The organism is Psychrobacter sp. AOP5-GZ1-6, from assembly GCF_052376345.1.
Classification (GTDB): Bacteria; Pseudomonadota; Gammaproteobacteria; order Pseudomonadales; family Moraxellaceae; genus Psychrobacter.
This window is the reverse complement of record NZ_JBQSVP010000071.1, coordinates 1-15,408: the sequence shown is the minus strand read 5'-3', so window position 1 is coordinate 15,408 and position 15,408 is coordinate 1. Positions and strand designations below refer to the sequence as shown.

Sequence of the window (15,408 nt, the reverse complement as noted above, 5' to 3'; positions counted from 1 at the left end):
ACCTATAAGACGAAACTGGATAAATCCAAAGTAGAAGGTAAATATGAGTGCTGCAACTAATAACCAACCTACGATGAGTGGAAAGCTGACATCTCCAAGAGGTACTGAAAAGAAAATAAGATCGACGAACCAGCCAAAAATATTGGCCATAAAGCCATCGAGGCCAGCACCGAATGCTGCCAAACCTGATTGTTCTGCTGCTTGCGCAAGAGTAGTACTAAGTAATAGGATCGTTGCGACTAAATATTGTCTTTTCATGTAAATTCCTTTAGCGAAAATAATATTCATATAATCATTTACAGCGATACTGATACAAAATGTAACTATTTATTGCAATTTGTATCGGTATTATTACTAAATTCTCAATATCGACTATATACTAATACTTTTACATAAACAAAAATATTTTTATGTTTTTCTAAATTAAACATCAACTTAGCGCTTTGGAATTGACAGTCAAACTCACTATATATATCAAAAATGTCGGTCGTTTCTCTTAGTGTAAACAATAGATTTGAACATAATTAAAAGTGCTAAATAACAATACCAACACAAGTTTGCGCTTACTGCCCTAATATTTAGAGAGAGTAATAACAAAAAAACCGCCTAGCAAACGCTAAGCGGTTTTTCTTTTAACCAACGCTTAATAAGCGCTGTTTAAATCAGTACAGAGTTCAGCTTACTGGTTTTTTTCGTAAACTGGCAACTCTTTGCAGATTGCTTCTACTTTACCACGTACTTCAGTAGCAACCGCTTCGTCACCACGGCTGTCTAGCACGTCACAGATCCAACCTGCCAAGTCGCCCGCTTGCGCTTCGTTGAAGCCGCGAGTAGTAATGGCTGGTGTACCGATACGAATACCAGAAGTTACAAATGGTGATTTTGGATCGTTTGGTACAGCATTTTTGTTCACAGTGATGTGAGCTTCGCCAAGCCATTTGTCCGCTTCTTTACCCGTCATTTCTTGCTTAACGAGGCTGATCAGCATGAGATGGTTTTCAGTACCGCCAGAGATGACTTCATAGCCACGCTCTTGAACCACTTTTGCCATCGCTTGTGCGTTTTTCACTACTTGCTGCTGATAAGTAGAAAAGCTGTCTTCTAACGCTTCTTTGAAGCAAACCGCTTTAGCAGCGATAACATGCATCAATGGGCCACCTTGGTTGCCTGGGAATACAGCAGAGTTTAGCTTCTTAGCAAGCACTTCATCACGAGACAAAATCATACCTGAGCGTGGGCCACGTAGAGTTTTGTGCGTGGTAGTCGTAACCACATCAGCGAATGGTACTGGGCTTGGATAAACACCGCCAGCAACCAGACCAGCAACGTGAGCCATATCGACCAATAGATACGCGCCTACTTCATCCGCGATGTCACGGAAACGCTGCCAATCGACCACCTGTGAGTATGCCGAAAAACCAGCAATAATCATTTTAGGCTTGTGCTCACGTGCTAGCGCATCTACTTGGTCATAGTCAATCAGACCAGTGCCATCTACCAAACCGTACTGTACGGCATTGTAGTTCAAGCCTGAAAAGTTGATGTGCGCACCATGCGTCAAGTGACCACCAGCGTCTAGGCTCATGCCCAATACCGTGTCATTTGCTTCTAGCAATGCTAAAAACACCGCTGAGTTTGCTTGGCTACCAGAGTGTGGCTGAACGTTCACATACTCTGCACCGAACAATTCTTTAGCACGGTCAATCGCTAACTGTTCTATAACATCTACATGCTCACAACCACCGTAATAACGCTTGCCAGGATAACCTTCAGCGTATTTGTTGGTTAGATCAGTCCCTTGCGCTTCCATCACTGCTTGTGAGCAGTAGTTCTCTGAAGCAATAAGCTCGATGTGGTTTTCTTGACGAACGCTTTCTGCAGCCATCGCTTCAGCCAGTACTGGATCAAAACTTTGAAGAGAGATATTTTTAAACATATTGATGTCCTATTTAGTGTCTGTAATTAAAAGTGTCTGTAATTAAAAAGGCGCGATTACAAAGGCAGTATTAAAAGGGCGCGATTAAAAGGCAGCCAATATTAAAGCGGCTAATGACGGTCAGCCATGCCCAATATTCGGCGTGCGGTATCTTCGTCATTGCTAGCGCAAGTGTATCATGAAACGGGATATTACAAACGCAAAAAAGCTCAGTTTACCCTGAGTAAATCACATCAAGCAGCTATTTTTTGAACGGTTATCAGTCATAGCTGTTTCTATAAACATTGATAATATTTTACTTCATATAATGACTAAAACATCTCATATTTATGAGTCATTTATTGACCGTGCGTCCGTATTATTTATGGCTATACACCTTAGTAAAAACTGGACAGAAAAGTCTCACTAATCATAAACTGGCGCCCATACCAATCATAACGCGTATGTCGTTGCCAACCCTCTGCCATGTGACAAATAGAGCGCTGGTTGGGCAGAGTGCGACGCCGTTTGAATAGCACGTACCCGATGGGCGTGCCTTTTAGCTGCTGCAATCGCCGTGCGCGACCTTTTATACTAGATAACGGAAAGATGCTTTGAGCTGCGACCCATGGCAACTCATCATTGCCGTATAAACTCACCTCACGCACCCATGCCAGCATGGGCCGATTAAGCGCAGGCCCCCGTAGCCCTAGTTGCTGCTTTTGTATCAGAGACAGCTGACGATAACCCTCAAAGCTGCGGGTAACGCGCAAAGGCTGCCCCGCTTTAACTTCTAGCAAGGCTGTTAACGAGCCTTTGGCATGCAGCCATGGCAATAATTCAGGTGGCGGTACATTTTGGGAAGATGGTACAGAATAACGATTGGTCATAATTCACAGCTAATATTAATGATGGGATGCTACCAATAAGCATACAAATACCTATTCCAAAAAATCAGGCATGTTGTCAGCGTTAAAAGGCAACGCTTCATGGGCTTGCTGTCGATATTGCGCCATATGATGACGATCTTGGGTACAAAAATTGGCGATAGCTGGCACAAAACGTGGATCGTAAATACGATGTAACGAATGCGTTTTGGTCGGCACAAAACCTCTTATCAGCTTATGCTCCCCTTGCGTACCTGGGTCAAAGTAGCTCAAACCTTGCTCAACGGCAAACTCAATGCCTTGGTAATAGCACAGCTCAAAATGCAAACTGTCGTACTCACCCAGCGCACCCCAATAACGCCCATAAAGAGTCGCATTTTTGCTATCAGGCTTATCGTATAAGAACAAACTACTGGCAATAATTACGCCTTCATTATTGACAGCCTGAGCCAAAAATAAATGCTCAGGCATATTCTTTGCTAAGCTCATAAAAAACTCTGCACTCAAATACGGATTCTGGCCACGTACTGCATATGTCATGACATAGCAGTGATAAAAAGCCTTCCAGTCTGCATCGGTAATATCTGCACCGCACTTTCGGTGGCAGATGATGCCTTGCTCAGCAACTTTACGACGCTCTGCCCGAATGGTTTTACGCTTTTTGGCTTTTAACGTCATCAAAAATGCATCAAAATCCGCAAAAGGTTGACTGTCATTGAGCAAGTCTTTATTTTGCCACAAAAACTGACAGCCTTGACGTTCAAGTATAGGCATTTCAATAGCAGTTGGCTCAAAACTATTTTGGGTCGCTTGGTCCGCGAGCGCGCGTTCTACATCGACACCTGTCGGCATAGCATCGTTAGCGACATTGACCATCTCAGCTGTGACAAATAAACCATGCCAACTTGAGGCACCGACTTGCTGAGCAATGTCGTCTACGCCAGCCATAGCGGTCTTTATAACGTCTGCACTTAGGCTCTCACCTTCAGCTAGCCACAAACGCTGACCTGTAATTGGGGTATATGGCGCACTGGTGACCAATCTTGGATAGTAATCAATCCCATAACGCGCATACGCCTCTGCCCATGAGTGATCAAAAACAAACTCACCTTGATGATGAGCTTTTACAAACACAGGCATGACTGCCACTGAATGCGTGATGTCTACTTCAGTCGTATTTTCTGCTGGCATAGTTTCAGTGATTGCTGCGTCTGGCAAATCATCGACTTGATAGACAACGATAAAAATAGGTAGCCATCCTGCTGCTTCACCGATAGCACCTGTGTCCGTAAGTGCTTGCCAAAAAGCAAATGACATAAAAGGCGTGTCAGGCGTTTGCCAATTTGTTAAGCCCTGCCAGCTCGTATCACTGAGTAATGCATACTGTAAACTCATAAGATTCACTATCTTTTGCTTTCTATTAGCTGTTAGCCTAGCAAATTTTTGTGAGCATGCTGTCACAATTTGCAAAAACTTATCTATATCCGATAAAAAACCACCGACTATAATGTAGGTGGTTTTTATAACAATGCAAATATGCTATACCTTACATACGCAATAAAAGCCAATGAAAAAGCAGTAGTTGCATGGAAAAGATGATATCAAAGCTGATGACTGATAGAATAAGGTCGTTATTAGCTTATAATAATTTGAACACATAGGGTATGTATGAACATAGTATAATTAGTTCATTATACAAGATTGACATCATAGCTCGTTTGTAGTCAATCAACTATAATATAAACTTGGTGATTTATGACTCTCAGGCAGTCACGTGTAGACAGTCAAAAAATCACATTACCCTAATGACTATTAACAAACGTAGGTAAAAGAAAAACTTAAGTGATTTCTAATCATTTATTAGAGATGACACATGATGTACTTGATCCAATCATATAATTTGTTTGTACGTAGTATTTCCAAACTGTATTCGACATTATATGTATGCATTATTATTAACGACAACTAAAGGGATACCCGATTACAATGTCAAAAATCATTTATACAAAAACTGATGAAGCCCCAGCGCTAGCGACCCTGTCATTTTTACCCATTGTTGAAGCTTTTGCCCAAACAGCAGGCGTTTCTGTTGAAACCACTGATATCTCAGTTGCCGCTCGAGTGTTGGCTGAATTCCCTGAGTACCTAACTGAAGAGCAGCGTGTACCTGACAACTTAGCGGAGCTAGGTCGTCTAACACAAGATCCTGATACCAACATCATCAAACTGCCAAACATCAGTGCTTCTGTACAGCAGCTCAAAGCCTGTATCAAAGAATTGCAAAGCAAAGGGTTTGCCATTCCTGATTTTCCAGAAGACCCACAAACTGACGAAGAAAAAGCATTACGTAAGCGTTATGGTAAAAGCTTAGGCAGTTCAGTTAACCCTGTCCTACGTGAAGGTAACTCAGATCGCCGCGCACCAAAAGCCGTTAAAAACTATGCACGTAAGCATCCACACTCTATGGGTGAATGGAAGCAGTGGTCAAGCACGCACGTATCACACATGCACGGTGGCGATTTTTATGATGGCGAGCAATCTATCACTTTAGATAAAGCTCGTACTGTACGTATGGATCTACTACTTGATGATGGCACCAAAAAAGTCTTAAAGCCTGAAATTGCCTTGCTTGATAAAGAAGTCATCGACCTGATGGTCATGAGCAAAAAATCACTGCTAGAGTTTTATGAGCGTGAAATGGAAGACTGCCGCGAAGCTGGTATTCTGTTTTCACTACACGTAAAAGCGACCATGATGAAGGTATCTCACCCTATCGTGTTTGGACATGCGGTCAGAATCTACTACAAAGAAGCCTTTGAAAAGCATGGTGCTTTCTTTGATGAACTAGGCATCAACGTCAACAACGGCATGGCCGATCTTTATGACAAAATCTCAAAACTACCAGCCTCAAAGCGTGAAGAGATCGAGCAAGACTTGCATGCTTGTCAAGAGCATCGCCCACGTCTAGCTATGGTTGACTCTTCAAAAGGTATCACCAACTTCCATTCACCAAGTGATGTGATCGTTGATGCCTCTATGCCAGCGATGATCCGTTCAGGTGGTAAGATGTGGGGCGCTGATGGCAAAATGTATGATTGTAAAGCAGTCATGCCTGAATCTACCTTTGCACGTATTTACCAAGAAATGATCAATTTCTGCAAATGGCATGGTAACTTTGATCCAAAAACAATGGGGACAGTTCCTAACGTTGGCTTGATGGCACAAAAAGCCGAAGAGTATGGTTCACACGATAAAACGTTCGAGTCTAGCGATGCAGGTATTGCGCGTATTGTTGATATTGATACCGATGAAGTCTTGCTAGAAAAACGTGTGGAAAAAGGTGATATCTGGCGCATGTGTCAGGTCAAAGATGCACCTATCCAAGACTGGGTTAAACTGGCCGTGCGCCGTGCACGCGAATCAAACACGCCAGTTATCTTCTGGCTTGACCCATACCGTCCGCACGAAAATGAGCTGATCAAAAAAGTTCAAACCTATCTAAAAGACCATGACACTGAAGGTCTACATATCGAAATCATGTCACAAGTACGCGCCATGCGTTATACCTTAGAGCGTGTCGCTCGTGGTCTTGATACCATCTCTGCTACTGGTAACATTCTACGTGATTATCTCACTGATCTGTTCCCAATTTTAGAACTAGGCACCAGTGCTAAAATGCTGTCTGTTGTTCCATTAATGAAAGGTGGCGGTTTGTTTGAAACTGGTGCAGGTGGTTCTGCACCGAAACACGTTGAGCAGCTAACAGAAGAAAACCACTTACGTTGGGATTCATTGGGCGAGTTCTTAGCCTTAACAGTATCTTTGGAGCATTTGGCAGAACATGACAAAAATGCTAAAGCCAAAGTATTAGCAGACACACTAGATACAGCGACAGAAAAGCTACTATTAAATGACAAGTCACCATCACGTAAGACTGGTGAGTTAGATAACCGTGGCAGCCACTTCTATCTAGCTATGTACTGGGCTGAAGAGCTAGCAGCACAAGATCAAGATAGCGAGCTAAAAGCGAAGTTCGCACCATTGGCGCAAAAGCTCAAAGAAAATGAAGCTGCCATTGTTAAAGAGCTTAACTCAGTTCAAGGCAAACCTGTAGACATCAAAGGCTACTACTATGCCGATGAAGCATTGGCCAAACAAGCAATGCGCCCAAGCGCTTTGTTTAATGAAGCATTAGCATCGCTGTAATAGCTAATCGATTATACTTAGGCGATTAAGTCTTAGTAAACAAAACACCTCAACCGTCTTATGGCGTTGAGGTGTTTTTTTATGCGACCTCTACAAGCTTTGTATAGAGTCAAATAAAAAACACCTACATAAAGTAGCTGGGGTGGATACACATCCATAGACCATACTACTCAAAGCTTAAATACTCTTAGGAAATACCCATTGTGGACTGTCGCTTTACCAAAAACAAAACTCCTTAGTTGTCTGTTAGATATCGCAAGCGCTACTGGCATTCTGTTATGCTAGCTATTTTATTATAATAGTGTTTTGAACACTTATTAACTACACAAACTTGAAGACAGCAACAGCTCTTACCTACAACACATTTATGTATCAAAAATATGAATACTATTTTTACAAAATGATTTTAAGCCTTCTAAAATATTATTTTGGTATTGATCTAGTTTTATAAACAAACATGTAAACTATATAGTTACGTTCAAATAATTTCGATACAAGCAAACCAAGTGCAAGCTATACATTATTATGCTTGGCGAGGATGACGATGTAGCGGATTTACATGAGATTGACTATAGTAATTAGCCTATAGCTACTTTTAGCTTATTTTTAGTATCGAATATCTGCTGTAATGACTCACTAACGATTTAAATTCAGGAAATATCACTCCATGTCGACTTCTAGTCTCATTATATTTAATAAGCCTTATGGGGTACAAAGCCAGTTCAGAGATGACAGTAACAATAACCATACTACCCTATCCCAGTATTTTACTGATAAATCCTTACGAGTAGCTGGTCGGCTTGATGCTGCTTCAGAAGGTCTGCTGATTTTGACCAATGATGGACGCGTCAATAAAGCGATTACCCATCCACCCAAAGCCAATGCAGGGCGCAAACAAAGCAAGACTTACTTGGTGCAAGTCGAAGGAATCCCAACTCCTGAACAACTAAAAGCGCTGCAAAACGGCGTGGTGCTAAAAGATGGCAAAACTCTCCCTGCTGAGGTAAAACACATAAGTGCAGATGAGCTACCGATGCCGCTATGGCAACGTGATCCACCAATACGTGAGCGTAAAAGTGTGCCAGACTCATGGTTAATGATAACTATTTATGAAGGTAAAAACCGTCAAGTAAGACGCATGACTGCACATGTGGGACTGCCTTGCTTGCGTTTGATACGTTGGTCAGTTGCAGGGTTTAAATTGAATGATTTAGCAGTTGGTGAGTCTATACAAATTCATTTAGATAGTGCGCACTTCCAGCAGCTAGGTATTTAAGACGAACCTACCGTCAATCCCATACACATCGAATACGGGCTCAAGAAAATAGCTTACGACCTATTAAACAGAGTGTCTCGAACGAGTAAGGTTTGTCTGTTAAGCTTAAAAACATCATTGGTTATGTATAATAGGCCACATTTATTTATTATTGATTTTTTATTTTAGGGATATCTCATGATTGCTTCTCATCGTTTTGTGTTATTGGTCACCAGTATTTCTACTGCACTTATACTGAGTGCCTGTCAGCCGAAAACAGAAAATAGCGAAGCAAGTCTTGACGAAGAGACCATCTCACCCGTAACAGACATGGCTGAAACCCCTGAAGAAAACGATGCTAATGACTTGTCAGAAGATGAAGACATCATAGATGAAGGCCAAATGACGGATGAGCTCAGAGATTACACAAGAGCGATGACAAGAATGCATGATGAAATGATGATTGGCATGAGTTATAACGATCCTGATACCGCCTTTGCTAAAGCGATGCTTGGTCATCATCGCGGTGCGATAGAAATGGCAAAAATCCAACTAAAATATGGTAGCGATGAAGAGATACGTCAACTGGCTCAAGATATTATTGATAATCAGCAAGTAGAGATCGATATTTTAAATAAATGGCTTGCTAGCCACCCTGATACCGTCAAACCTAAACCCAATACTGAAGCTATGCAAGAAGCCTATGCAAGAAGTATGGATGTCTTGAATGGTGACATGGTATTAGGAATTGCAGATCCCGTACCTGATATGGCATTTGCGCGCGGCATGCTACCGCATCATATTAGCGCGGTAGAAATGGCAAAAATTCAACTGGAATACGGTACTAATGGAGAGATGCGTCAGCTCGCTAAAGATATCATTGACGCACAGCAAGCTGAAATTCAGTTAATGCAAAACTGGATTGCTGCTTTAGAAGTTATTAATAATGAGCCTAAAGCCAATAATAGCGCAATTGATGATGATACCAACAGCACTGATAATGATGAAGTACAAATTGAGCAGCCAGTGAATTAGACTTTAAGGTCTATAAAATATAGCGAATTGCTGATAACGCTTCGCCATAAACCTAGCCATCCTGCACCAAATCTGTTTTTGGTACAGGGTGGCGCTTAATATCTGATTGTCAGTAGCTACTATAACACTTACGGATAGAAAAACTCTCGATACTCAATAGCGGCTCATGACATTGAGCCATGCTTGCCAATCCTCCTCTATTAAATCCTGTTTATCATTGATATCGGACAGTGTCATGCCTTTGATTAAATGCAGACTGACTTTATATGGAACAGTCGTGTCATGACTAGTATCGATACCTTCATCAGCGTCAAGCTCAATAACCGCTTTAGGTAGCACATTCACACATATCAGTTCATCACGGCGAAATAAGTGACATTCCACGTCACGCGTGGCAGTACTAAGTGATGCTAACTGTTTTGTATCAGCTTTGATACCGTCAATCGCTACGATAATATCATTCGCTGATATACCAGCTTTAGCAGCTGCACTCTCACGCTGTACGCGATTGACCTTCAGTCCTGCTGGTGTTTCCGTACAGCGCATGCCCCACGGCACATGCTTATCAGCAGTCTCTTTGGTATTGGCACGTATTTTAGTGCCATTGGCCGCCAACAGTGCCTCGATAGGGAGCTCTTCAACACCATTGACATATCGACGCTCAAAATCCTCCCAAACTGCTAGTGGTATAAACTGCCCTATCACCGCACCCATATCAGCACTATTGATACCAACTCGTTTGTTGTCGTTTTGCTTGGCTTGCGTATAAAAAGCCTTAACCACATCAAACAAACGATAGCGACCATCTGTGTGTTGCAGCAGTATTAAATCCAAACACAAGGCTACCAACGCTCCTTTATTGTAGTAGCTGATACCAGCATTGTTTGTATTCTCATCATTGCGATACAACTTAATCCAAGCATCAAAGCTCGACTCTGCAACGCTTTGGTGCGCACGACCAGCCGTTTGATAATAACGATTGATCTGTTCGGCTAATAATTTAAGATAGCTTTCCTTATCAATCACACTTGACGCTTGCAACATAAAATCGTCGATATAAGAGGTAAAACCCTCAAACACCCATAGCAATGGCGTAAAAGCTTCACGACGCAAATCGACATCCAACATTACATCTGGACGTACTGTTTTAACCCACCATGCGTGAAAATACTCATGGCTACACAAACCTAAAAAGCGCTGATACTCGGCACTTGGGATTTTTGGCTCATCGACACTTGGCAAATCACGGCGCGGAATGATTAAACTGGTCGAATTGATATGTTCCAAACCGCCATAATCTTGACCACTGGCAAACGTCATAAAAGTATAATCATCAAACGGTGCATCGCCCAGCCAGTCTAAGTACGTCTGACAAATCTGAGTGACGTCTTGCTGGACTCTGCCCATATCAGCACTGTATTTACCAGCCAGATAGAAGCTGTGAGGTAACGCTTGATGCGTATCATCTTGAACAATAAAATCAAACTTATCCTGTACTGCGATTTCAAAAGGATAATCAATCAGCTCATGATAGCCATCAGCTTGTAGTCCATAACTGTGCTGAGCGTCGGTTTTCAAATGCACAGACTCTAAGCCCGAGGCTAACTGTACACGCTCTTTCTCTTTATCTGCAAAGAATGTGGCCGGTACGATTAAGCTCACCGTGACAGCCGTATCTTCTTGCCCTGATACTGCCAATGCAAGTGAAGTGAAGTTGCCATACAATCGCTGCTGATCGACATAAGCGGTACGTACCGACAGATCATAACAATAAACTTCATAGTGCACGACTACTGTCTGTCCTGTTTTAATATGCGGCAGCGCCCAAGTATGTTTGTCTATTTTTTGGCCACGATGCCTCTCGGACTTTTTGTTATCGCCTACTATTTGGCTATCTAACACTTCATAATGCACAGCGGTAATGTTTCGCGCAAACTCACGCATTAGATAACTGCCCGGTATCCATGCTGGTAACCAAAGCTGGGGAGCGTCAATCGTTGCGGTAAAGCTAAGCGATACATCAACCAAATGTTCACAGAAACGCTCAAAATCGAATCGATAGCTAACATTAGGCATCGTATTCGAATCATTATTATTAAAACTATTCTTGATGTTATTGGTTACTACTGACTGATTGCTAGTAACTGAAGTCATGGTCATTTCATCCTTATTTTTATAGTTATGTTAGAGAGCCTTACCCAAAAACGCAAATGCCAAACTAGCTACACCTTATAACCGTCTTCAAACGATGAAAAACAAAAATTTTTCTATAAAATATGGCATTTATTAGGATTAAATAGCATTTTTTCGTACTTTTACCTTGAAAGTTATATGTAGCATCTCAATTAAAGATGCTAACTGTTAAAGTTACTTTAATAAACTGATGATAATTGACTCATGACGTGGCTATTTGGCTTGCTAATTGAATTTTTTAGGTTTATTGCAACCGTATTTAATTTTTTACATAGATATAATATTTAGGATAATTTATGACTACTATCGCAAAAGATACAGCCGTCAAATTCAATTACACACTAAAAGACGACGAAGGCAACATCCTTGACCAATCACCAGAAGGTCAACCACTTGCCTATTTGCATGGCCATAGCAACATTATTCCAGGTCTTGAAAAACAGCTAGAAGGTAAATCTGCTGGCGAACAAGTAAATGCTGTTGTTGAGCCTGCTGATGGCTACGGCGAATACCAAGAGCAAGCGGTACAACACGTACCACGTGAAAACTTCCAAGGCGTTGATGACATCCAACCTGGTATGCAGTTTCAGTCAGAAGCTGGCGGCCAAGTAATGCTAGTGACCGTTACTGACGTAAACGACAAAGAAGTAACTGTTGATGCAAACCATCCATTGGCTGGTAAGCGTCTAACGTTTGACGTTGAAGTTCAAGAAGTACGTGCAGCAACTGAAGACGAACTAAACCATGGCCATGTGCATGGTGCTGGTGGCGTTGAGCACTAATCTATTCTAAAGAATAGTAAGAAAAGATGAGGTGATAAGCTATTATCATTTTATCTAAAAAGTCAGTAGTTATCGCTACTGGCTTTTTTTGTGCCTGTTTTTAGGCCTATAACTTATAGAAAATACTACTAAGGCTTTATGTCGTCAAACTGTATGCCGTCAGATACGGTTGATTCAGTTAAAGATAAATATCAAGCAATCGGGTATAAGCGTATATGTGATACCTCAAGCGAGGTCAACGCTGTAGCTCCGCTCCTTTATAGACGATAGATAATAAAGAATAAGTATGTCGTCATAAACCTGTTGACTACTACCCTTCAAACATAACAAAGCCGCATAACGACAAGCGTTATGCGGCTTTTATCATTAACCATCCATGTCATCGTTAAAAGATACCTAATCCCGGGGTATTTTCTAACTATTTCGGGCATCCAGCCCTATCATCCTTAATCAGCAAACCATCTATCCTTGATGCGACTTTTAAGATACCAATCCCTAGTACCAATGAACCTATTCGTTCAGTCGTGCCGTACAGTTATAATCGCAGATTGACCCATAGTTAGTAAGAGGTATAAACGTCTATTAATGTAAGCATATGCTTACATGAACCTGTTACAACTTATCTTCTGGACTTAGCAGCATTTCAGGTTTAGCACTGAGCATGATGTAAGCCGCTTCGTTGATGAAGACTTCATCTTCAGGTAACTCTGGACGCTCACTGGCTTTCATACGGCTACGTTCTTCAAACTTTGCATCCATGGCTGCTTGATAAGTGTTCCAATTTGCATAAGGACGCTCTCCAGTAGCAATGAGGCGTTTGTTTTCAGCTTCTAATGAACGCTTTTCAATCAACTTCATCTTAGCTCGGCGACTATTAATATCAAGTTTGATAGGTTTCTTTTCATCTTCCATATCACGAATATCATTCAACGCTGATAAATACACAAACTGTGGATTTTGCTCTTGACGAATTTTAGACTGTTGATTAAGAGTCGCTAATGTATCACTAGTAAACTTCCCTTCAGGCTTGTAAGGAGCTGTTTTGATAGTATCCCAAGGAAGTGCTTTTTTCTGTGCTCGCTCACCAAAGGTTGCATCATCATAGATATTGACCAATTCAACATCAGGCACAACGCCTTTATTTTGCGTACTACCACCAGTCACTCGATAAAACTTGCGCTGCGTTAAAGTAGCAGAACCCAACGCCAAACTATCTAGCTGAATTTGAGCAGAACCTTTACCTGTCGTGGTACTACCAACGACCAGGCCACGACCATAATCTTGAATAGCCGCTGCAAATATCTCGCTGGCTGATGCAGAGGCTAAGTTGGTAATGACCGTCATATCACCATCATAAAGCTGCTCACCACCATCGTCATCACGGTAGACTTGAACATTGCCACGATTGTCACGGATTTGTACCATAGGTCCGCTTTTAATAAAGAAGCCAAGCATTTTAGCCACTTCATCTAACGAACCGCCTGGGTTATTACGTAAATCAACAACTAGCCCATCGATGTTTTCTTTGTTCAAGGCTTTCAGCGCATTTTCGGTATCGATACTGACACTGCGATAGTCTTCACCATTACGGCGTGCTTGATAATTGAGATAAAAACTTGGAATTTCTAGGACACCAATACGCTTCGGCGTTTTATCAATATTAGGGCGCTGCACTTCTACAACGCGATGGGTCACGCCCGATTCTTCTTGCTGAATGATATCGCGTACCACAGTTACCGTACGAGCACTGGCATCAGGTGTATTAGGCTGGCGTAGTTTAAGCGTTACTGAGGTACCGCGCTTACCACGAATCAAACCGACAATTTCGCGGGTTGACCAACCCACTACATCTGTCATGGTCTCACCATCTTTTGCAATACCAACAATCAAATCATTGGGTTTGATTTGACCAGACTTAGCCGCTGGGCCTCCATCTACCAAGGTCACAATACGAGTATAATCTGGGTTTTTACGATCTGGACGAATAGATACACCGATTCCTTCTAACTGTAAACTGGATTGAATTTGCAACTCAGTTGCCTGAATTGGTGCATAATAATTACTGTGTGGATCGTATGTCAGCATCGCTGTATTGAGAACCGTTTCCATGATTTCATCATTGGTAAGGCGTTTCGACTGCTCTTGCTGGCGTGACAAACGATTTAATAAAATTTCACTTGGTGTTCGCTGGTCATTGCGCACCAAGTCTTGTCCACGCGTAATGTCTGGATTATCTAAGAAAACTTGTTCTTTGGCTTTTTCGTCTTCTTGACCAAGCGTAATACTTATCAAACTAAATTTTAACTGGCGTGCCCAATAGTCACGCTGCTCTTTTTTGGTTTTGAAATGATTGAGCTTTTCGCGATCAAGCACGATTGTGTCGTCACCAGTCAAGTCGATATCAGTTTTTAGCATCTTACTTGCCATCTCAAAATACTCTTTTGAGCGCTTACGATAGCGCTCAAAAACATCGACTCCCGCAGACAAATCGCCACGCTTGAGCCTAGCACCGAAATCATCGCCATATTTTTTCTTAAACTCATCGACATCAGACTGCAAAAATAATGTATGGTTTGGATCAAGGCTGTCAATATACATAGACAGAATCTCAGCACCAGTTTTACTATCCAGAGGCTGATTAAGATAATGACTACGATCCAACAATGCAGCGACTTGGCGAGTGGTGACTTTTTGTTCAGGAGTTTGTACGAAACTTTCAGTATTGGTGTCGGCTACGGCGGTTCCATAGCTTTGAGCAAGAATGATACCGGCGATGCCCACTGACGCTGCACTGAGTAGCCACTGTGCTGGTTGTTTTTTCATTATATATACCTAGTTATTTTGCGTTAGTAATATTATTTATATTATAAAAACCGAAAGTGATTGAGTTAATTACAACCCATACACTCTACCCTCTCTATGCTTTACTTTAAAGCATTGGTTACCGATATTAAATGTCGCCACTAACTGCCAATATGTACTGTTAAAAATCAATCAATATTATCATAAGCATAAATGCTGGACTGTCTCAAACTGTATAAGCAATATTACACGCTACGCGTGCACATACCAAATTTTCTATTATATTTATCCTACATAATTATTTACACCTATGATTAATGACTTAGCACCTAC

9 protein-coding genes and 1 pseudogene are annotated in these 15,408 nt (G+C 41.7%); 4 read left to right on the top strand and 6 right to left on the bottom strand.

Going from position 1 to position 15,408, the window contains the following annotated elements:
* The 4 genes and pseudogenes from ACT3RN_RS10000 to ACT3RN_RS09985 all read right to left on the bottom strand — a co-directional run.
* Window positions 1-258, bottom strand: a pseudogene (locus ACT3RN_RS10000) (alanine glycine permease); the annotation flags it as partial.
* 421 nt (window positions 259-679) lie between these two features.
* Window positions 680-1,936 carry a serine hydroxymethyltransferase gene (gene glyA, locus ACT3RN_RS09995; RefSeq protein WP_192519669.1) on the bottom strand — a complete coding sequence of 419 codons (1,257 nt, stop codon included), beginning with the start codon at window positions 1,934-1,936 and terminating at the stop codon, window positions 680-682.
* 377 nt (window positions 1,937-2,313) lie between these two features.
* On the bottom strand, window positions 2,314-2,805 hold the full coding sequence (locus tag ACT3RN_RS09990) for a chorismate--pyruvate lyase family protein (RefSeq protein ID WP_192992539.1): 492 nt from the start codon (window positions 2,803-2,805) through the stop codon (window positions 2,314-2,316).
* 51 nt (window positions 2,806-2,856) lie between these two features.
* Window positions 2,857-4,197 carry a GNAT family N-acetyltransferase gene (locus ACT3RN_RS09985; RefSeq protein WP_192992540.1) on the bottom strand — a complete coding sequence of 447 codons (1,341 nt, stop codon included), beginning with the start codon at window positions 4,195-4,197 and terminating at the stop codon, window positions 2,857-2,859.
* Window positions 4,198-4,788: 591 nt separating this feature from the next.
* On the opposite strand from ACT3RN_RS09985, the gene ACT3RN_RS09980 reads away from it, so the two are divergent.
* From ACT3RN_RS09980 to copM, 3 genes are all read left to right on the top strand, one after another.
* Complete coding sequence (locus tag ACT3RN_RS09980) at window positions 4,789-7,008, top strand: NADP-dependent isocitrate dehydrogenase (protein ID WP_192992377.1); 2,220 nt, start codon at window positions 4,789-4,791, stop codon at window positions 7,006-7,008.
* A 667-nt stretch (window positions 7,009-7,675) separates the two neighbouring features.
* Complete coding sequence (locus tag ACT3RN_RS09975) at window positions 7,676-8,284, top strand: pseudouridine synthase (protein ID WP_192519665.1); 609 nt, start codon at window positions 7,676-7,678, stop codon at window positions 8,282-8,284.
* A 177-nt stretch (window positions 8,285-8,461) separates the two neighbouring features.
* Window positions 8,462-9,298, top strand: a complete 837-nt coding sequence (gene copM, locus ACT3RN_RS09970) for a CopM family metallochaperone (protein ID WP_442062885.1) — start codon at window positions 8,462-8,464, stop codon at window positions 9,296-9,298.
* Between the two features lie 153 nt (window positions 9,299-9,451).
* On the opposite strand, the gene ACT3RN_RS09965 is transcribed toward copM, so the two are convergent.
* Window positions 9,452-11,374, bottom strand: a complete 1,923-nt coding sequence (locus ACT3RN_RS09965) for a M61 family metallopeptidase (protein WP_444518597.1) — start codon at window positions 11,372-11,374, stop codon at window positions 9,452-9,454.
* A gap of 413 nt (window positions 11,375-11,787) precedes the next feature.
* On the opposite strand from ACT3RN_RS09965, the gene ACT3RN_RS09960 reads away from it, so the two are divergent.
* Window positions 11,788-12,273: an FKBP-type peptidyl-prolyl cis-trans isomerase gene (locus ACT3RN_RS09960; RefSeq protein ID WP_192519662.1), complete on the top strand. Its 486-nt coding sequence runs from the start codon at window positions 11,788-11,790 to the stop codon at window positions 12,271-12,273.
* Between the two features lie 612 nt (window positions 12,274-12,885).
* Here ACT3RN_RS09960 and ACT3RN_RS09955 read toward each other — a convergent pair.
* The gene (locus tag ACT3RN_RS09955; protein WP_192519661.1) at window positions 12,886-15,096 is read right to left on the bottom strand and encodes a carboxy terminal-processing peptidase; all 2,211 of its coding nucleotides are present in this window, start codon (window positions 15,094-15,096) and stop codon (window positions 12,886-12,888) included.
* Between the last annotated feature and the right edge of the window lie 312 nt (window positions 15,097-15,408).

Excerpts from the sequence above, each read along its gene's own strand:
- glyA (WP_192519669.1), bottom strand. The coding sequence starts at position 1,936 with ATGTTTAAAAATATCTCTCTTCAAAGTTTTGATCCAGTACTGGCTGAA.
- ACT3RN_RS09990 (WP_192992539.1), bottom strand. The coding sequence starts at position 2,805 with ATGACCAATCGTTATTCTGTACCATCTTCCCAAAATGTACCGCCACCT.
- ACT3RN_RS09985 (WP_192992540.1), bottom strand. The coding sequence starts at position 4,197 with ATGAGTTTACAGTATGCATTACTCAGTGATACGAGCTGGCAGGGCTTA.
- ACT3RN_RS09980 (WP_192992377.1), top strand. The coding sequence starts at position 4,789 with ATGTCAAAAATCATTTATACAAAAACTGATGAAGCCCCAGCGCTAGCG.
- ACT3RN_RS09975 (WP_192519665.1), top strand. The coding sequence starts at position 7,676 with ATGTCGACTTCTAGTCTCATTATATTTAATAAGCCTTATGGGGTACAA.
- copM (WP_442062885.1), top strand. The coding sequence starts at position 8,462 with ATGATTGCTTCTCATCGTTTTGTGTTATTGGTCACCAGTATTTCTACT.
- ACT3RN_RS09965 (WP_444518597.1), bottom strand. The coding sequence starts at position 11,374 with ATGCCTAATGTTAGCTATCGATTCGATTTTGAGCGTTTCTGTGAACAT.
- ACT3RN_RS09960 (WP_192519662.1), top strand. The coding sequence starts at position 11,788 with ATGACTACTATCGCAAAAGATACAGCCGTCAAATTCAATTACACACTA.
- ACT3RN_RS09955 (WP_192519661.1), bottom strand. The coding sequence starts at position 15,096 with ATGAAAAAACAACCAGCACAGTGGCTACTCAGTGCAGCGTCAGTGGGC.